12 protein-coding genes are annotated in these 18691 nt (G+C 56.9%); 7 read left to right on the top strand and 5 right to left on the bottom strand.

The annotated features are described in order from the left end of the window. Window positions 1-220 precede the first annotated feature (220 nt). The 5 genes from ACONT6_RS12040 to ACONT6_RS12020 form a co-directional block, all read right to left on the bottom strand. A complete protein-coding gene (locus ACONT6_RS12040; protein ID WP_428818743.1) occupies window positions 221-2122 on the bottom strand; it encodes a cellulase family glycosylhydrolase in 1902 nt (633 codons plus the stop codon). A gap of 88 nt (window positions 2123-2210) precedes the next feature. Then, window positions 2211-5036, bottom strand: coding sequence for a glycoside hydrolase family 9 protein (locus ACONT6_RS12035; RefSeq protein WP_428818742.1), 2826 nt, complete (start codon window positions 5034-5036; stop codon window positions 2211-2213). 146 nt (window positions 5037-5182) lie between these two features. Further along, window positions 5183-6454 carry an adenosylmethionine--8-amino-7-oxononanoate transaminase gene (bioA, locus tag ACONT6_RS12030; protein ID WP_428818741.1) on the bottom strand — a complete coding sequence of 424 codons (1272 nt, stop codon included), beginning with the start codon at window positions 6452-6454 and terminating at the stop codon, window positions 5183-5185. A 237-nt stretch (window positions 6455-6691) separates the two neighbouring features. After that, complete coding sequence (locus ACONT6_RS12025; RefSeq protein WP_428818740.1) at window positions 6692-9145, bottom strand: ABC transporter permease; 2454 nt, start codon at window positions 9143-9145, stop codon at window positions 6692-6694. Continuing rightward, window positions 9145-9897 (bottom strand): ABC transporter ATP-binding protein, encoded by a 753-nt coding sequence (locus ACONT6_RS12020; RefSeq protein WP_428821509.1) that lies wholly within the window; start codon window positions 9895-9897, stop codon window positions 9145-9147. The genes ACONT6_RS12025 and ACONT6_RS12020 overlap by 1 nt, the downstream gene beginning before the upstream one ends. Window positions 9898-9968: 71 nt before the next feature. Between ACONT6_RS12020 and ACONT6_RS12015 the strand changes: the two genes are divergently transcribed. The 7 genes from ACONT6_RS12015 to ACONT6_RS11985 all read left to right on the top strand — a co-directional run bounded on the left by ACONT6_RS12015 (window position 9969) and on the right by ACONT6_RS11985 (window position 18401). After that, window positions 9969-10715: an arylesterase gene (locus ACONT6_RS12015; protein WP_428818739.1), complete on the top strand. Its 747-nt coding sequence runs from the start codon at window positions 9969-9971 to the stop codon at window positions 10713-10715. A gap of 256 nt (window positions 10716-10971) precedes the next feature. Further along, complete coding sequence (ttcA, locus tag ACONT6_RS12010) at window positions 10972-11904, top strand: tRNA 2-thiocytidine(32) synthetase TtcA (RefSeq protein WP_428818738.1); 933 nt, start codon at window positions 10972-10974, stop codon at window positions 11902-11904. 811 nt (window positions 11905-12715) lie between these two features. Further along, on the top strand, window positions 12716-14191 hold the full coding sequence (putP, locus tag ACONT6_RS12005) for a sodium/proline symporter PutP (protein WP_428818737.1): 1476 nt from the start codon (window positions 12716-12718) through the stop codon (window positions 14189-14191). Window positions 14192-14256: 65 nt separating this feature from the next. Continuing rightward, a complete protein-coding gene (locus tag ACONT6_RS12000) occupies window positions 14257-14769 on the top strand; it encodes a macro domain-containing protein (RefSeq protein ID WP_078082961.1) in 513 nt (170 codons plus the stop codon). A 266-nt stretch (window positions 14770-15035) separates the two neighbouring features. Next, entirely contained in the window at window positions 15036-15692 is a 657-nt protein-coding gene (locus tag ACONT6_RS11995; RefSeq protein ID WP_428818736.1) for a HyaD/HybD family hydrogenase maturation endopeptidase, read from the top strand. A 273-nt stretch (window positions 15693-15965) separates the two neighbouring features. After that, a complete protein-coding gene (locus ACONT6_RS11990) occupies window positions 15966-17921 on the top strand; it encodes a hypothetical protein (RefSeq protein WP_428818735.1) in 1956 nt (651 codons plus the stop codon). Beyond that, window positions 17922-18401 carry a hypothetical protein gene (locus ACONT6_RS11985; RefSeq protein WP_428818734.1) on the top strand — a complete coding sequence of 160 codons (480 nt, stop codon included), beginning with the start codon at window positions 17922-17924 and terminating at the stop codon, window positions 18399-18401. Window positions 18402-18691: the final 290 nt, after the last annotated feature.

Raw genomic sequence — 18691 nt, 5'->3', positions numbered from 1 at the left:
TTTATCGGGGTACTTGGTGCTTGTTATTAGTGATTAGTTTAATTTTCCGGAATGTGCGCCTGATCCGGAGCCATTTGAGTTCCTCCTTTGGCCAGCAAATGAACGCAGCCGGCGTTTTTACAGCCGCGGGCTGAATCACCGGTTAATCAAAAATGGGATCACAGGAAAATTTAAAAACTATTCACTGTGACCCCGGTTTATGTCGGATGGGTTGTGTATTTTAGTCGCCGCTGCAGGTAGGCAGACTGAAGTTGCCGTTGTGCACGCCCTGGAAACCGAACGTCGCTGATGCTCCCGGTTGCAGGCTGCCATTCCACTCCAGATTACTCACGGTGATCGTCTGTTCGTCGTCACTGGCCTGGAAAACGCCGCCCCAGCCGCTGTCAAACTGGGTGCCCGGTGCAAAGCGGAGCGCTGCCGACCAGCCGCTCAACGGCGTATTGCCACCATTGGCTACGGTGACTGTGTTAATGACAAACCCGTCTGCCCACACATCGGCGGTACCCAGTTCACAGATGACGTCCGTTTCGGGCTCTGGTTCCGGTTCGGGGGTGGTTTCACTGACGACTTCAATGTACAGGCTGTCACTGGCGGGCAGTTCGATACCACCATTGTCTATCGCAACCAGCTGCAGCTGGTATGTGCCGATTTCTGCGGGCGCTGTGACCGTGGTAGGGCTGCTATTGGCGGTAGCGACCAGGCCACCATCCAGGTAAATGTTGGTGCCGCTGCTCTTGCGCAGGTTGAATGCAATGGATACGGGTTCTTCGGGCAGGAACTGGCTGCCATCAGTCGGCGAGACGACATTCAGCTTCGGTGTTTCTGTGCCGTAATACTCGCTGACGCTAATACCGGTGGCGCTACTGCCCAGTGGCACCTCATGGTCGAGCCCTACGAACTTGCCGTCGGTGTTTTTCCACAGCGCACTTTCCAGTAGCGCGTATTTTTCTTCGTCCCAGGTCTTCCAATCGTATCCCCACAGGCCCCCGGTATCGCCGGAGTTGGGATTCAGGCACCAGAAGGTGTGGTGCAGCCTGTACTCGACGATCAGGTCGCGGGCATAGCCCATCCATTTTTCATTCTGGCCGCCATCCATATGGCCACCCCACTCACCGAACAGGAGCGGCGAGATTCCCTGTTCATACAGGTAGAACCAGTTGTCCCGCCAGGCGTCATTGATCAGGGATTCATAGGAGAAGTCCGGCTCGAACCAGGGCTGCTGGTAGACGGAAGGGCCGTAAATATGTGGTGAGTAAACCAGCTGGTCCTGATTGGGCCCGAGATCGATGGGGTGATCGACCACACCGCGCAGATTGCCGCCCCACCAGTAGTTGTGGAAGTCCTTGCTGGAATTGCTGTTCCAGGTTACGCCGTCTTTGGGATAGGACTCGATGCCCTCGCACAGCACCAGCAGATTGGGATTGATGGCCAGGACCCGTTTTGACGCCGTTTCACAGGCGTGTTTCCAGTTGGTCTCGTCGGTGGAGCTGTCCCATTTGGCGAATGGCGAATCCGCCCAGGGTTTGCCGTGGGGTTCGTTCTCGATATCGAAGGCGAGGATGGTGTCGTCGTTTTTGTAGCGTTCCGCCATCCACTCCCAGGTCTGGTAAAAAATCTCGGTGGTAAATACCTCGTCGTACCACATGGGGGCAAAGTGACCGGAGTTGTCCGCTTTTGCACTGTGTACATCAATCAGGATTTTGACCCCGTACTTTTTCGCCTGGGCGACCACCGCATCAAAGATTTCCAGAGACGTTTTGCCTTCCAGCTCCGGGTTTACATAATCGTTGATACTGGGTACCGCGGCGAGGCCGCTCTGCCACTCGTAAATCAGTTCGGTAGAAATAGGAATCCGTAGAATATTGATTCCGCGGCCGGCCAGGTCGGCCATGGCTTCTTCAAGATTTACCGCCCACAGGCCGTGAAATACCCGCTCGCTGGTATTGAAGCCAAACCAGTTGGCACCGGTGAGCCACACCGGGTTACCCTGTTGATCCACAATCTGATTGCCTTGCACATGCAGCCAGTCGTCATCGGGTTGTGCCTGGACTTGGGCATGCGTATTCATGTTTATGGCAAGCGCCAGTGCGCTGGAAAGCGCAAGCAGGTTTAGTTTATTCATGGGTTCCTCATTATTCTTATCCGGTTTTTTACTGCTTGAAGAGAAGTCCCCGGCGGAAGCCGGGGACTTGTTCAGGAGGGAGGTATGATCAATCAGCGCTGCAGGTGGGCAGGCTGAAGTTGCCGTTGTGGCCGCCCTGGAATCCCAGCACGGTGGAGCCACCGGGCTGCAGACTGCCATTCCAGGCCGCGTTGGAAACGGTTACCACCCGGCCGTCCGCCGAGAGGCTGAACTCACCGCTCCAGCCGTTTACCAGGGTGATGGGCTCGGCAAAGGTGAGCTGGATTTCCCACGCCTGGATTGCCTCGCTGCCGTCGTTGGTTACGGTGATATTGTTCAGCACGAAGCCGTTGTTCCAGGTGTCGGCACTCAGCGCTTCACAGCTGACGCCGTCACCGCCGCCAGTAGACTCCGCTTCCACGGTAATCGTCACACTGTCGCTGGCAGTGAGTTCTTCCCCGTCGTCAACGGCGCGCACTTCGATCTGATGGTCGCCGAGGCTCGGCGCCGGGATGACCAGATCGGTTGTGCCGCTGGCACTGGATGTCAGCACGCCGTCGAAGTAGAGGTTCACACCGTCTGCGTACTGCAGTGTGTACTGCACGGTGATGTCTTCCCCTTCATCAAAGGTGCTGCCGCCGGCGGGGGAGGTAATGCTGACGGCGGGTACTGGCGGGGATTCCACATCGATGGTGACGGTGGCTGCCGGGGATACCGCACCGGCGTTGTCGGTGACGGTGTAGGTAAAGCTGTCGGCGCCGAAGAAGCCCGCATCGGGGGTATACAGCAGCTCCGCACCGCTACCGCTCAGGCTGCCATTTGCGGGACCGGTTGCCACAGTATAGGCCGTGATACTGCCGTCGCTGTCGCTGCCGGACAGGGTCACCATCACCTGGGATTCGAACCCGGTCTGTACGTTCACGTCATTCGCGGTGGGCGCGCAGTTGATACCGGAGTCGCCACCACAGCCCTCACCGGGTTCCTGGCCCCAGATCAGTTCGCGATCGTCGTACAGCGCGATTAGCGGTGCTTCAAGACGGTCACTGGTGTAATTATCCCACGACGGATCGTTGCTCGGGTCCCACGGCAGGCCTTCCGGCACCGCGACCCGGAATTGGCTTTCCTTCTTGCTCTCGGACTGGCCGCCGGGATAGATATCCATACCGGCAAAAGAGACTTCCACGTAGAAAATATTGTCCACAGGATCGCCCCAGGGGTGGGGGCCGCTGAAGCCGCTGGCCTGGCTGTAGGCACTGGAGAGTTGCAGGTCGCTGGCGGAATAGCCTGCATCCACCAGTTCGGAAATATCGATCCAGTAACGCAGGCTCAGGTTGTCGGTGAGTCGCGCTGGCCAGGCGCTGCGATTGTGCGGGCGCGCGCTGATTTCTGTGTGGCGTGGGCCACTGGAATTCAGTTTGGCGTCGACGAAAAACTCCGTATCGCGGGTTTCAGGTGCAGGGAAACTGCTCTCAGGAATCGGGTTGCCGCCGAAGTCCAGCCACAGGCGCGCCAGGGCACCGGTGAAGCCGGCGTTGTAGTCCGTGGCCACTTCATTCAGTACATAATCACCGCGATCATTCTGGAAGTTGTCACTGGTATCCGGCCCACCAACCAGGGCGCCGACCAGTGTGTGGCGATTACCCACGGGATCGGACAGGCTGTCGTTCCAGGAGCCGTGTGCGGTGCGGTGATGGGGCGAAGTGGGGGAGACTGGGCCGTAACCGATCTGGTAGCTCATGTTCAACGGGTTGTCGCCCAGCAGATACTCCATTTGACCCACGGCGAAATCATAATAGGTCTGCACGCGGGGATTTCCGGGATCCTTGCTGTTCAGGTAATCTGAATAGATCAGCGCGATAAACGAGGTATTGGACGTGTAACGGGCCGCGCCCCACTGATCCAGATGTGCGAGGCCACCGGGGGTATAGGAAACCCGATTGCCGTTATAGCCCGTGGTCCAGAAATCCAGCCAGCGCTCCGCGTCGGCGCGGTACTGGGGATTATCCGTTAGCTGTGACATCAATACGTAGCTGCCGTAGCTTTTGTCGTCCCAGGCGTGGGTCCACTTGTAGGAGCGGGTAGTGGATTGCTGCTCTGTGGATAAGTTGTCGTAGTAGCTGTTGGCCTTGTCCAGGTAGGACTGATTGCCAGTGGCGCGATATAGCCACGCTGCGCCCCATACCAACTCGTCGTTATAGCCACTCCAGGAGTTGTAGTAACTGGTGGCATCGGTAATACAGTCGCTATATTTGCCGCGGTAATTGTCCGCAAAGCTGTAAAGTTGCTCCGCGTGCTGCAACAGATTACTTGCATAGGTTGCGTCCGTTGGCTCGAACACCATCGCAATTGCCGCCAGTGCCGCCGCGGTCTCACCGGCCAGATCCGATCCCGGACAGTTCGCATCCACCTTATAGGAAGGCCGCGCCATCGGCATCACCTCCGCCGAGCCCCACCAGGCGTGATCCGCACCGCCGTTGCCCACCTGCCCCCAGAGTTCATTGGGCGCGGTGTGTGCTTTGACAAAGTAATCGGCTACAAAGCGCAGGTTGTTCTGGATATGGTCCAGCTGACCGGTCTGCGCGTAGGCCTCGCGGTTCTCTACCACTCCCCAGGCCAACATGGTGGCACTGGCGGCCATAGGGAACCCGAACTTCACATGGTCACCGGCGTCGTACCAGCCGCCGGTAAGATCCACATTATTGTCCGCGCCATCTGTCATCGCGGAATCACCGCGCCACTCATTGCGGTTCCAGCTGGGAATCGGACCGGACTGCTGGGCTTCGTAGAAATAAATGGATTTCTGTAGCGCCTCGCCGTAGTTGGCGGCTAGGGCACCGGAAGAGAATAGTGCAGAACCCGCCAGGGCCGCGGCGATGGCGGCACTGAGCGGTTTGCTGGCTCTGATCAATCGCATGGTGAAAAATCCTTCTTGTAAATTATTGTTTTCGGGCAGGTGGGTTGCCCGGCGAGCGTTTGCACTCGCACAAGAAGGACGTGTTGCGATTTACTTCGGGAAAGCTTTCTCCGCCAGCTTTTATGTTTTGTGATGGATTACGATATTCAGAGTGCAGAGAGCGTTTCGTTCATTGCACTTGTCAGCTTTGTCAGATCTGATGCAGAAATGATGTACGGCGGCATTGTGTAAACCAGCTTGCCGAATGGGCGTAGCCAAACGCCGCGCTCGATCAGACTTTCCTGTAGCGTTCGGTTGTCCACAGGCTGTTTCATTTCCACTACGCCGATGGCGCCCAGTACACGCACATCGGTGACACCGGTGGCATTTTTCAACGGGGCCAATTCTTCTTTCAGCTGCATTTCAACGCGTTGAACCTGCTGTTGCCAGTCCCGTTTAAGCAACAAGTCGATACTGGCATTGGCGACGGCGCAAGCCATGGGGTTACCCATAAACGTGGGCCCGTGCATGAAGACGCCGGCTTCGCCGTTACAGATACCGTTGGCAACTTTATCGGTACATAACGTGGCCGCCATGGTCATGGTGCCGCCGGTGAGTGCTTTGCCGAGGGTGAGGATATCCGGACTGATGCCGGCGTGCTCGCAGGCAAACATTTTGCCGCTGCGGCCGAAGCCGGTGGCAATTTCGTCGGCGATCAGTAGAAGGTCGAATTCGTCGCACAGTGCACGCACCTTGCGCAAGTATTCCGGTGAGTAGAAACGCATACCGCCGGCACCCTGGACGATGGGCTCCAGAATTACCGCCGCCAGTTGCGGGTGATTCTGCTCAATCATGTGCTGCAGTTCGGCGATATCTTCGTCAGTGCAGGGTTCGTCGAATTTTGGCTTTGGCGCGGGGGCAAACAGGTGCTGGGTGAGCTGGCTGGCGAACAGGTGGTGCATGCCGTTGACGGGATCGCAGGTGGCCATGGCGCCGAAGGTGTCGCCGTGGTAGCCGTTGCGCAGTGCCAGCAGTCTGTTTTTCTCCGGCTTGCCCTGGGACTGCCAGTATTGCAGGGCCATTTTGATGGCGACTTCGACGGAGACGGAGCCGGAGTCGGCGAGGAAGACTTTCTGCAGCGGTTCCGGGGTCAGGGCGACGAGTTTTTTGCTGAGTTCGATGGCGGGCTCGTGGGTAAGTCCGCCGAACATGACGTGGCTCATTTTTTCCATCTGTGCCTGCATGGCGGCGTTCAGTTCGGGAACGTTGTAGCCGTGCAGAGTGCTCCACCAGGAGCTCATGCCGTCGATCAACCCGCGGCCGTCTTCCAGATAAATTCTTACCCCTTCGGCTCTTGCGATCGGGTAGACCGGAGGAGGATTGATCAGAGAGGAGTAGGGGTGCCAGATGTGGTTTTTATCGAACTCTAAATCCATCATGGTTCAGTGGGATTTCTTCTTAAGCAGGTGGGTGGCGGTGAAGTACCGGGTATCTGTTTTTGAAACCGCTGTGAACCCATCCCTGGGCGCTGCGGCGCAAACATCCTGTTTGCGACGCTTTCAAAAACAGATACCCGGTACTCCACCTTCAATTCAAAAATATATACTTCGTTAGCAGCGTGGAATTGCTACTTTGTCATTTCGGCGAAGACCGGAAATCAGCGCCGAGAATTGCGATTAAGCTAATTCTCTTAAAACTTTCAACGGCGGCTGGCTCACTGCACTTCGGCAGGCGAGAGTGCCGGCAGTGCCAACAAGCAGCGCGCCCACCAGCGGGCCGAGTATCCACAGGCCCGGGTGGAAATTGAATGGCAGTTCAAACACCCGCTGCGAAAGCACTGCCAGCGTTGCCTCGGTGCCAAACGCCGCAAGCAAACCGGCTGCAATCCCCAACAGCCCGAATTCGATCATCAGACTGCGAATAAGCAGCTGTCGGCGGCCGCCCAGTGTGCGGATGACGGCGGCTTCCTGCAAGCGCTCGGCGATGCTGGCGCGGACGCCGGCGATCAGCACCAGTACGCCGGCGATCAGCATCAGGGCGAGGACGGATTCGATGGCGATGGCGACCTGGCCGATGGTTTCGCGGATATTGGCGATGATTTTGTCCAGCTCGATGATGCTGACACTGGGGAAGTTTTTCACCAGTTCGTTGATAAACAGCTTTTCTTCCGGCGGTAGGTAAAAGCTCTGGATGTAGGTGGCCGGGAAGTTGTCGAGGCTACCGGGGGCGAACAGCATGAAGAAGTTGGGACGCATGCTGTTCCAGTCGAGGGTGCGCAGGCTGGTGATGGGGGCTTCGGTTTCGAGGCCACCGATGGAGAAGCGCAATACGTCACCCATTTCGAGTCCCAGTCGTGCGGCGACTTCGACTTCTACGGACACTCCTTCTGTAGTGTTTTCGTCCCACCATTCGCCGGCGACGATCTTGTTGTCGGCGGGGACGGTGTCGGTCCAGCTCAGGTTGAGTTCGCGGCGGATGGCGCCGTCTTTCTGTTCGCGCTCATCAACCGGGGTGCCGTTCACTGCAGTCAGGCGGCCGCGCACCATGGGGTAGAACTCGGTGCCTTCGAGGTTTTTGCCTTCGATTTTCTGTTTGACGCCGTCCAGTTCGTAGGGGGCGATATTGACCAGGAAGTGGTTGGGGGCCTTTTCCGGCAGCTGCATCTGCCACTCATCGATCAGCGCGGTGCGGGCGTAGAACATGGCGAGCATGGCGAGCAGGCCGGTGCCGAAGGCGGCAATCAGCAGGGTGTTGAAGCCGGCGCGGCGTTGCAGGCTGCCGAGGGCGATGCGCCAGCTGCCGCCGAGGGCGGCGAGTTTGCCGCGTACCAGCAGGCGGTTGATTCCGGCGCTGCCAGCCACCAGCAGGCCCAAGCCGGCGAGTAGTGCCGCAGTAGTGGCGAGGCTGCCGGAAAGCCACCAGATCAGCAGCAGCATGGAAAGCGGGCCGGGGATCAGCCCGAGCCATTCGCGTTTGTCCGGGTTGCTCCAGTCCTGACGCAGGGTCTGCATGGGGTCGGTCTGTGCCAGGCGGAACAGTGGCGGTAGGGCGAAGCCGATCACACAGGCAAGACCGGTGGCGATGCCGACAATCAGCGGTTGCCAGCTGCTGGGCGGTGGTGTGACCGGGAAGAAGCCTTGCAACAGGTTTACCGCCTGGGATTGCACGAAGGAGCCGATGGCGAGGCCGACCGCGGTGGCGATCAGGGTGAGCGCGGTCATCTGGCCGATGTAGATGGCAAGAATTTTCTGTTTGCCCGCACCGAGGCTTTTCATTACTGCGACATAGTTGGCGTGACGCAGGCCGTAGCGGCGTGCGGCGAGGCCGACGGCCACGCTGGCCAGCAGAACCGCGAGGCTGCCGGCGAGGTACAGGAAGCTTTCCGCGCGATCCAGTGCCTTGGCAACCCGCGGCTGGCCTTCCTGCAGGTCGATCACCCGCTGGTGCTCGGTCAGGTGCGGCTTCAGCCACTTGAAATACTGCTTGAGGGCGGCGTCATCACCGGCGAACAGGTAGCGGTAGGTGACGCGGCTACCGGGCTGGAGAATATTGGTGGCGGCGAGGTCGTCGGCATGCATCATCAGGCGCGCGCCCATGGAGAACAGGTTGGCGCCGCGATCCGGTTCCTGGTCGATCAACCCGCTGACGGTAAACGTGCTGTCGCCCAGTTGCAGGTCACTGCCGATTTCCAGGTTCATCAGCGGCAGCAGGCGCGGTTCCAGCCACACATTGCCCGGCGCGGGGCCCTGTTGCGTAGTGATTGGCGTCGCGGTGGTGGTGGTGCGCATCTCCAGTTGGCCCACCAGTGGGTAACCGTCGCTCACGGCTTTTACCGAGGCAAACTGGAATTCGTCTCCGGCAGAGAGCATGGACGCGAAGCCGACCGTCTGCGCCTGTTGCAGGCCCAGCTCACTGGCCTTGTCCAGCCACGCCTCCGGTACCGGCTTGCTGCTCTGCACCACCCGCTCGGCGGCGAGGAAGCTCTGGGACTGGATATGCATGGCACGGGTCAGGCGATCGCCAAAGTGGGCGATGGCGGTGACGCAACTGACCGCCAGCACCAGCGCAGTGGCGATCAGTGCCAGTTCGCCGCCGCGCCAATCGCGGCTCAATAGTCGAAGCGGTAGCATCAGGCGGATACCTCCGCCTGATCACCGAAATAGCCGTCGGGAATGTCGGCAGTAGTAATTTCCCCTGCAGCCATACGCAGGTGGGCACCGCAACGCTCGGCCAGGCGCTGTTCGTGGGTCACCAGTACCAGAGTGGTGCCGGTTTCGGCGTTGAGATTGAACAGCAGGTCGATCACCTTGTCGCCGTTGTGCGCGTCGAGGCTACCGGTGGGTTCGTCGGCGAACAGAATGCCATTGTTTGTGTCTGAGTTTGAGCCTGAACCCTGATTGGCAATGCTGCAGAATGCGCGGGCGATAGCGACCCGCTGCTGTTCGCCGCCGGAGAGTTGTCGGGGATAGTGGTGCAGGCGGTGGCCGAGGCCGACGCGCTCGAGGAATTCTTCCGCGCGCTTGCCGGCGTTGCGCTCGCCGCGCAGTTCGCTCGGCAGCATGACATTCTCCCGCGCGGTGAGGCCGGGCAACAGCTGGAAAGTCTGGAACACGAAGCCCACACAGCGGGCGCGCAGCGCGGCGCGTTCCTCTTCGTCCATGGCGGTAATATCTTCGCCGGCGAGCCAGATTTTGCCCTCAGTGGGGCGGTCGAGGCCGGCGAGTAGGCCCAGTAGGGTGGATTTGCCTGAGCCGGAGGCGCCGGTGATGGCGAGGCTTTGGCCGGCGGGCAGTTGCAGGGAAATGTCGTTGAGCAGGGTCAGCGGGCCTTCGCTGGTGCTGACACGGTGGTGAAGATGTTCGGCTTTTAGCATCATCGACATGGCAAGTCCCTGTAATTCCTGCAAAATGTGGTTCACGTTTGTAGCGACCAGTTTGAATTGGAGAGTATGACATGGCGGCAGTTTTTTTCCGGGGATTCGGGGCGGATTTTGTCCCGCGAGGTCTGCTTTTCGTCGCGCTGGTCACGGGTTTATACGCCGGTTTTGCCCGGGCGGATGCTATTTCCGGGGCAGACTCGGCCGCGCGGGAACAAGTGAGTTCGGCAGAGAAGCAGAAGACTTTACTGGTGCTGGGGGACAGTATCAGTGCGGCTTACGGGCTGGATGAGCGTCAGGGCTGGGTGCAGTTGCTGCGCGAGCGGCTGGCGGAGCGCGGCCTGGCGGTTGAGGTGGTGAACGCCAGTGTGAGTGGGGAGACGTCTTCCGGCGGTGTGGCGCGTTTGCCGCGGTTGCTGACTGAGCATTCACCGGAGTGGCTGGTGGTGGAGCTGGGCGGCAACGATGGTCTGCGGGGGTATCCGCCGCGGGCGTTGCAGCAGAATCTGCAGCGGATGGTGAAGATGGCCCGGGCCGGTGGTGCTGAGGTGCTGTTGCTGGGTATGCAGATGCCGCCCAATTACGGTAAGGCGTATACGCAGGCGTTTGCGGCGGTGTATCCGAAGGTGGCGGCGGAGGAGCAGGTGCCGCTGATTCCGTTTTTCCTGGAGCCGGTAGCGCTGGAGGAGGGGGCGATGCAGACGGACGGTATTCATCCCACGGCGAAGGCCCAGCCGGCGTTGCTGGAGCATGTATGGCCGTGTCTGGAGAGTCTGCTGAAAGGCGATGTGGACACCCGGTCCGATAGCCTGTGCACTTCTTGATCGGAAAGCGTACAATCGCGGGCTGATTTTTGCTGGCCCCAGTGACTTCGTTGCTGGGGCTGGTGGCGGCGCTGCCGCCGGGTAAGCCTTTGCGGCACACGCTACGAGTTCATCCATGAACGCTCGGCTGTGGCCATCCATGGCCACAGACGGTCCCGCAAAGACTTACCCGGCGTCAGCGCCTTCGCATCCAACTGAAATACTTCGTAGCCGGCGGCAGCAAGTTGTTGTCGTTCGGGAGTTTGAGATTTACCCAATGTCTGATCTGGAAAACCGCCGCGAGCGGCTGGAATTCAACAAGCTGCAAAAGCGCCTGCGCCGCAATGTGGGCAAGGCGATCGCCGACTTCAATATGATTGAAGAGGGCGACAAGGTGATGGTGTGCCTGTCCGGTGGTAAGGATTCCTACGCGATGCTGGAAATCCTGATGAACCTGCAGAAGACGGCACCGGTGCACTTTGAGCTGGTGGCGGTGAATATGGATCAGAAGCAGCCGGGGTTCCCGGAGCACATCCTGCCGGAGTACCTGCAGTCTGTGGGGGTGCCTTATCACATTGTGAATAAGGATACTTACAGTGTGGTGAAAGAGGTGGTGCCGGAAGGGAAGACGACCTGTGGTCTCTGCTCCCGTCTGCGTCGCGGCACGCTGTACGGCTTTGCGGAGGAGATCGGTGCGACCAAGGTTGCGCTGGGACACCACAAGGATGATATCGTCGAGACACTGTTTCTGAATATGTTTTACGGTGGCCGCCTGAAGGCGATGCCACCCAAATTGCGTGCGGACGATGGGCGCAATATTGTGATTCGCCCGCTGGCGTATTGCCGTGAGTCTGATCTGGTGGCGTTTGCGGAGCACAAGAATTTCCCGATTATTCCGTGCAACCTGTGCGGTAGTCAGGAAAACCTGCAGCGTCAGGCGATCAAGGGCATGTTGAACGATTGGGACAAGAAATTCCCCGGGCGCAGCGATAATATTTTTGCCGCGCTCACGCGGGTGTCTCCATCACAGCTGGCGGATCGGGATCTGTATGATTTCGAGAGTCTGGAGCTGGATCGTTCTACACCCGCGCCTGAGGTGAACGCGCGTTCGATCGAGCAGTCGGTGGATTCTTGGATTCCCGAAGATGCCCGCGAGGAGGAGCCGGCTCAGGCTGCTCAGCCAATGTATATCGAGGCGCGGAATCTGTAGGTTCGTCTTCGATCAGTAGCGTATCGCTTTTCTTAACAGCCGTGGCATTTGCCGCGGCTGTTTCGTTTTTGGGGGGCGGCCTTCCGCCGGTCGGCGACCCGGAAGGGAGATTTTTTTCGGGATTGATCAGCGCACTGTAGCTTTCGACAAAGTCCCGCAACCTGGCGCTGGGGCCGTGGTGGAAATGTTTTTTCCACAGCCGCGCCATTTTCGGCAGGTTTTCGCTTTCGACAGTTTCCACACCTGCAGCGCGGTAGACCAGCCAGGCGATGGCGGTGGCGTAGCGCAGGTTGGTGGCGAGTTCGGCGTGGGGGTGTTGCAGGAAGTCGCGCTGGCTGGCGAGTCCGCGTACCTTGGAGGCGAGCGCAGGGAAGTTGATCAGGTACTTGTCCCAGATCTGTCGGTGGGTGCTGGGGAGTATCTGGAAGATGCCCATACCGTGGCGGTGTCCGGTTTTGAGGTGAAACCCCAGCTCGGACTCCTGTGCGGCGGTTCCCAGTAACAGGGCTTCCATCCCCGGGGACCAGGCGCGCAACTGCTTTAACGTGGGACGAACCACCAGGAGGCGCAGCTCGTCGAGACAAATACCCATAGTGTTTTGATATTCCCTTACTGCTCAGTCTGAAAATGCCGCTCCCTGGCACTTTCAAATGTATGCTTTAGCGCAACTTACACCCTTGGTTTAGTTTGCCGATTGAGCTATCGCCAGCAAATGGGTAGATTTACGCGCAATAAAGACCAATAACGACGGATTCAGCCTATTCTTTCGCCAAGAGAGGCTTTGTCTGCCAATTCTGACGGGGAACCCCACATGTCCGGACAATGGCTTGTCGCCCTCACGTTCATCGCTTATCTCGCGTTGATTCTTGCCATCGGCGTATACGCTTACCAGCGCACCAAAGATGCCAGTGATTATTTTCTCGGTGGCCGCTCGCTACCTCCGGCGGTGGCCGCACTCAGTGCCGGCGCCTCGGATATGAGCGGCTGGCTGCTGCTCGGTCTGCCCGGTGCTGCCTATGCCTCCGGGTTGTCCTCCGCCTGGATTGCCATCGGGTTGTTCAGCGGCATTGTACTGAGCTGGACGACCATGGCGCGCCGCCTGCGGATTTATACCTACGCATTGGACGATGCGCTCACGGTACCGGCTTACCTGCACCGGCGATTTAACCTTGAGCACCCCTACCTGCGCACGGTTTGCGCGATATTCATTCTGCTGTTTTTCCTGTTCTATGTGGCCTCGGGCCTGATCGCCGGCGGTAAGCTGTTTGAAACGGTATTCGGTTGGGACTACCAGTGGGCGGTGGTGATTGGCGCCATTGCGGTGATTTCCTACACCCTGTTTGGTGGGTTTCTTGCGGTGAGCTGGACGGATGTATTCCAGGGGTTGCTGATGAGTCTGGCACTGGTAATCGTGCCGGTGATGGTGATTTCCGATGAGGGTGGTCTGGGCAATGCAGTAAACCTGATGCGGGAGCAGCACCCGGAATTGATGCACTGGATGAGCGACAGTACCGGAGCCTCCCTGGGAGTCGCTGCCATATTGAGTTCACTGGCCTGGGGCCTCGGGTACTTCGGACAGCCGCATATCCTTGCGCGTTTCAAGGCGCTGCGGCACCCCGATGACATGCCAGCCGCTGCTTCTGTGGCTGCGGTGTGGTCTCTGGCGGGCTTTCTCGGCGCTATGTGTGTCGGGTTATTTGGCCACCTGGAACTGGCCCAGACACTGCCGGATGGTGAGCGCATATTCATGGCACTGGTGGAGTCCCTGTTCCACCCCCTCGTTGCAGGTATCCTGCTCGCGGCCATTCTGTCTGCAATCATGAGTACCGCGGATTCCCAGTTGCTGGTTTCGTCCGCAGCGCTGGCAGAGGATATCTACCACGTCTGGTTTGGTAAAAAAGTCACTTCTGAAAGCCTGGTGAGTGTCGGGCGCTGGGCGGTGGTGGCGCTGTCCCTGATTGCCGTTGGTGTGGCGATGGACCCGGATTCCAAGGTGCTGGATGTGGTGGCCTATGCCTGGGCAGGCCTGGGCGCGGCATTTGGCCCCACGATACTGATTAGCCTCTACTGGTCGCGTATGACCGGCACCGGCGCCATCGCTGGCGTGCTGGTAGGGGGTATAACCGTTGTGATCTGGAAACAGCTGTCTGGTGGCATCTTTGATATATACGAGCTGTTACCGGGCTTTGTGCTCTCCGCAGCTGCTATTGTTTTAGTAAGTGCTTTGACGCATTGCCCTGAGGAAATATCAACGCGCCACCGTCAGTTACTGGGGCAAAAGCAGTAATCGATCAAAGCACTCGTACAGGAATGTGCATCTGACCGGTGGTGCCTGTGGTTGGAGTATAGAGAGTGATCGAAGTACACCTCGGTGATATCACTCGGTTGCACGTAGATGTAATCGTCAATGCAGCCAACCAGAGGCTCCAGGGTGGTGGCGGAGTCGACGGCGCTATCCATCGCGCCGCAGGCCCGGAATTACTCGAGGCCTGTCGTCGCATTGGCGGCTGCCCGGTAGGGGATGTGCGATCCACTCCGGGCTACCGACTGCCGGTCAAGCGTATATACCATACGGTCGGCCCGGTCTGGCGCGGCGGAAACCTGGGCGAGCCAGAACTGCTCGCCGGATGCTATCGTCAATGCCTGGCGCTGGCGCGCCGCGATAATTTCCACTCCATTGCCTTCCCCGCCATCAGCTGTGGCGTTTACGACTACCCTCCGGAGCTTGCTGTAGAAATAGCTGTAGATCAGGTGCAAAACCATCTCGATCGAGACGATGGCCCGCGCCATGTAATTTTCTGTTGTATCGACGATGATATGGCCGAGCTGTACAGGATGCAGCTGGATGCCTGCGTGCGACGATAGCCGGTAAACCATCCAGAGTGGCGCGGGCTGACTCCGATCGGTCCGCGCCACTTGTTGTACTTTGCACGCTTTTATTTCCGCGCGTTTCGCTCTCCTTTCCCCACACACCACTAATCCGATGCCGATTTTTCTAAGGCAGAGGATTCCAGACGCCAGTGTTTTCCCGATTGCCCGGCAACCCCTGTGCGAGTTGCTATCCTCTCGTAACTGAAACCGTACGGTTACACGGTAAAAATAGGTAAGAATAAAGACAACCGGGAGCTCCCATGCGAAAGCCTTCGCACACTGCAACATCCAAAAAACGCGTATTGATTCTCGGTATCGGCAACCTGCTGTGGGCCGATGAAGGATTTGGCGTGCGCTGCGTCGAACACATGCATGCCGTCTGCGATTTTTCTCGCTGCCATGCTGAGGTCACGCTGATGGATGGCGGCACACAGTGCATATATCTGATGCATCATATCCAGCAGGCCGACGCACTTATTGTGTTTGATGCGGTGGACTATGGCCTTGAGCCCGGCACCATAAAACTGGTACGGGATGACGAGGTGCCGCAATTTCTCGGAGCCAAGCAGATGAGCCTGCACCAGACTGGATTTCAGGACGTGCTGGCAATTGCCCAGCTCACCGGTCATTACCCGCGGGAAATCCTTCTGATCGGAGCGCAGCCGCAGCAGCTGGAAGAGTTTGGCGGAGGTCTGACCCCCATAGTGAAAAACTGCATAGAACCCGCGGTTGAGGCGGCGCTCGCGTTTCTTGTGTTGCGCGGGATCAAGCCCGTGCTGCGCCGCGATGCAATGGAGTCCCTGGTGGCGCTGCCTTGCTCCCAGGACACGACTGACGAAGGCGGCTCTGAGGAACCCTTCTCCTACCGGAATGGAGACACCCGATTTTTTCCTTCGCGGAGTTTCCAGCGGGGTTGAAGTTCGCCCGACAATCCGTGCAGGTCCCCATGGAAATCCACAGTTCCGCATTCTCTCGGCAATAATTGCCAGAATTGAAACTTTACCTCTCCTGATAAGGTACTTCCGTACCAGTCAGGAGGGGGCTCCCAGATATTTTCCGAATTTTTTCCAATATTTGGAATTATTCCCCCTGTCCGGCTTTGCGGGTATCTACTCTTCTTTTAGAATTCTTCCCTTATGGATTTACGCAGATATTTCATCCTCTGATCTGCGTGTGGAAAGGGATATTTCATGCATATTTACGTTGAAAATCAACGCGGCGAGCGCTTTCTGGTCAGCGAGGGCTGGTCCTCGTCACCGACTGTTTTTGACAATGACTTTTCCGCGGATCTGCTCGCGACCTTCTCCCCCGCAATACTTGACCAGATTTTTGATCGTTTCCTCGCCCATAGCGCCCTCGTCAGCTCGTTCGGCCACGCCGAACTAACGCAGGATCTGTTGCATACCCAGCAGTTTCCGGGCTTGCCGACACACTTCTCCCGCGACCATATTGAGGTCTACACCGCGGTACGCCAGCGCAGAATACTGGTCGAAGAGGCACCCCTGGGTGAGCCGGTGCTGGACGAGCGACAGACCAGCCTGCGCAGCCGTATCCGAATGGCCCTGCAGAAGATTATTGCCGAGGAACGTGCGGAAGCGGCCCGTATTGACGCCGTACACCAGAAGCGCAACGAGCTTGAAAAACTGGGCGCCCAGGTAAGCCAGGTGGCCAAAGGCCTGGGGCAGGCCGGGTGGGACCTGGTGGTGTGGACCAAAGACATCGCCGAAGTGGCTTTGCTGGTCAACCCGATCCGCATGCAAACGCAGCTGGCGAGTGCTACCTATGATTACTACGCACACGACAAAAGCTTTGAAGCCTCATCCCGTGAATACATGGGAAAAGTTAAAAAAGAAATTGTCGACGTACTCGGGTTCGATCCGAGCACCATTACGGTAGAGCAGCTCGAGCAGGCGTTCGAAATAGCACACCTGGTCTATGACGACGATGGCCTGCGCAGTGACATTTCCCGGTTTGCCAAGGATTACGTAAAAGCGCAGCACAGCCTGGAGATTTCAGAGTTTGCCGGTGGCGGTGTATTTGAAATTATTCTCACCATCGTACTTGCCGCTTTTACCGGCGGCGTCGGCGGCGCCGCAGCCATGGCCAAAAATGCGCGCCTGATGTTCCGCTTCAAGGATGTAGGCGATCTGATCCTGGATTTTGCCAAGTATCAGAAGCAGCGCAAGCGACTGAAGAAGTATAAAGGTGTTAAGTCTGAAAGTGCTTCATTTTCAGATTTTCGTTCTGATGAAGTTCAAAAGAGAGTATCTAGCACTGAGCACTCAAAAAAAACGGCCTCATCTGGTTCAGTTCGACGAGGACCACCAGTGTCCTTGGACGAGGCAGAGAAACGACTTTCGGAAGCAAGGATCAAGATACAGGCGGGCGGATATAAACCAAAATATAAAGATACTGAGCTTTTAGACATTGTTAGTAAAGGAGAGCTAAATGATCGTTTTTATATGCGGCTAGTATTTGGCGATCCAGCATCCATAAAAAATAAAACAATGGGGTTTCCTCGGCCCTCAGGTAGAGCTCCGTACTGGGCGACCACCTTTGATATGGCAGAGGCTGCAGATTCGGATCCAGAGCTTTTGGCAGGACTTTTTGGAATTAGTGATTTTAGCCCTGATCAGAAGTTTAGTATTGCAATCATTGATATGGATAAGTTGCCACCGCAGGCGGAGAGAAAAAACTTTATCCCAACTTATGAAAATATGGCCGTTTTTGGTGATTCTGAGCTGGCGCAAGAATTGTCTGATATGGGCGTTGAAATGGATGATATAATGGATGTTTCCATTTCCGAAGATTATGGGGAGTTTATTAGTGAATTTGGTAAAACTGGAGGTAATATTCATCGTAGAGAAGATGTTGCTGGTTTTGCCGAAGTTTACACTTCAGATCCTCAGAAGAGAGATATTCTAGTGGCTAGGCATATAGTGCAGTCAGAGTTTGGAGCGAATGAGTTATTTTCAGGGAATGGATTGACGAAAGTTGATCCGGGTTCACGATATGCTGAAGAAATTGGCCAAAAATATGGGGTTGTGGAAACTTTCACTTTTGAGAGAGACCCCTTGTCGATTGGTGATCTAGAGAAAAGCGGTGCAGTAAAGATTATCCCTGCAAAAATTATTAAGGGCATTTAAATGTTGTTGCATACTGATAGGTTGCCATCCGGGTATACGATGATTGGTCAGGCTGAAAATATCGGCTTTGATGCTGAAAGGTTGTTTTTTGTAAGGTCGGATACGCATCTTTTCGTATTAAGCAAATCCCCAGTCTTGAGCTTTCAAAAGGAGGATGAGCCGGGGATAAAAGTAGCGCAATCTGTGTATCCGGTCACTGCGGCTGCTTGGTTCGTTGAGGCAGTAGAAAATCAGCTGTGGAAATCCTCCAAAGAAGGTGGCTTGCCGGAGGGCGTATACCACGTTGTTAAAGAGATTGATGGCGAAGAAATTAAAGTGTCACGAGATATGAACTGTGGCGCGAGATATCAAAAAGGGATTTCGTGGAAAAATTTGAGTAGAAAGCCAATTGATAGAAATTTCGGGTATCAAGAGCGACAGATTACTGATCAGGCGCTAATTGAAGGTGGGGTTTTAGATATTCTTCGTAAAGTGATTTAGTTTAGAAGTGATTTGTTCGGTCTATACGGCCGGACTTTTTCTATTTGAATATGTTTTTCTCTATTTATGTGGCTGGCCTGCATTACGTTCATTAAAAAGAAGTTTTTTTAAGGTTAATTTTTGAGTGCCCTCAAGGCTTCCGATAATCTGTGGGATTGTTAGAGACAATTGCTCAATCTGACGGGCGCAGAACTGTTTACCGCAATGATGGCTGTGCTAGGTCAAATCCCGCACCAATCCCGACGGCAGCGAGCTGCAATACCTCTACGATGGTGAGAGCAACCTGGTCG

The sequence above is a fragment of the Microbulbifer sp. MCCC 1A16149 genome, assembly GCF_050368945.1.
In the GTDB taxonomy this organism is placed as follows: domain Bacteria; phylum Pseudomonadota; class Gammaproteobacteria; order Pseudomonadales; family Cellvibrionaceae; genus Microbulbifer.
Note: the sequence above shows the minus strand (reverse complement) of the source record. Positions and strands in the feature narration are given on the sequence as shown.

Excerpts from the sequence above, each read along its gene's own strand:
- ACONT6_RS12040 (WP_428818743.1), bottom strand. The coding sequence starts at position 2,122 with ATGAATAAACTAAACCTGCTTGCGCTTTCCAGCGCACTGGCGCTTGCC.
- ACONT6_RS12035 (WP_428818742.1), bottom strand. The coding sequence starts at position 5,036 with ATGCGATTGATCAGAGCCAGCAAACCGCTCAGTGCCGCCATCGCCGCG.
- bioA (WP_428818741.1), bottom strand. The coding sequence starts at position 6,454 with ATGATGGATTTAGAGTTCGATAAAAACCACATCTGGCACCCCTACTCC.
- ACONT6_RS12025 (WP_428818740.1), bottom strand. The coding sequence starts at position 9,145 with ATGCTACCGCTTCGACTATTGAGCCGCGATTGGCGCGGCGGCGAACTG.
- ACONT6_RS12020 (WP_428821509.1), bottom strand. The coding sequence starts at position 9,897 with ATGTCGATGATGCTAAAAGCCGAACATCTTCACCACCGTGTCAGCACC.
- ACONT6_RS12015 (WP_428818739.1), top strand. The coding sequence starts at position 9,969 with ATGGCGGCAGTTTTTTTCCGGGGATTCGGGGCGGATTTTGTCCCGCGA.
- ttcA (WP_428818738.1), top strand. The coding sequence starts at position 10,972 with ATGTCTGATCTGGAAAACCGCCGCGAGCGGCTGGAATTCAACAAGCTG.
- putP (WP_428818737.1), top strand. The coding sequence starts at position 12,716 with ATGTCCGGACAATGGCTTGTCGCCCTCACGTTCATCGCTTATCTCGCG.
- ACONT6_RS11995 (WP_428818736.1), top strand. The coding sequence starts at position 15,036 with ATGCGAAAGCCTTCGCACACTGCAACATCCAAAAAACGCGTATTGATT.
- ACONT6_RS11990 (WP_428818735.1), top strand. The coding sequence starts at position 15,966 with ATGCATATTTACGTTGAAAATCAACGCGGCGAGCGCTTTCTGGTCAGC.
- ACONT6_RS11985 (WP_428818734.1), top strand. The coding sequence starts at position 17,922 with ATGTTGTTGCATACTGATAGGTTGCCATCCGGGTATACGATGATTGGT.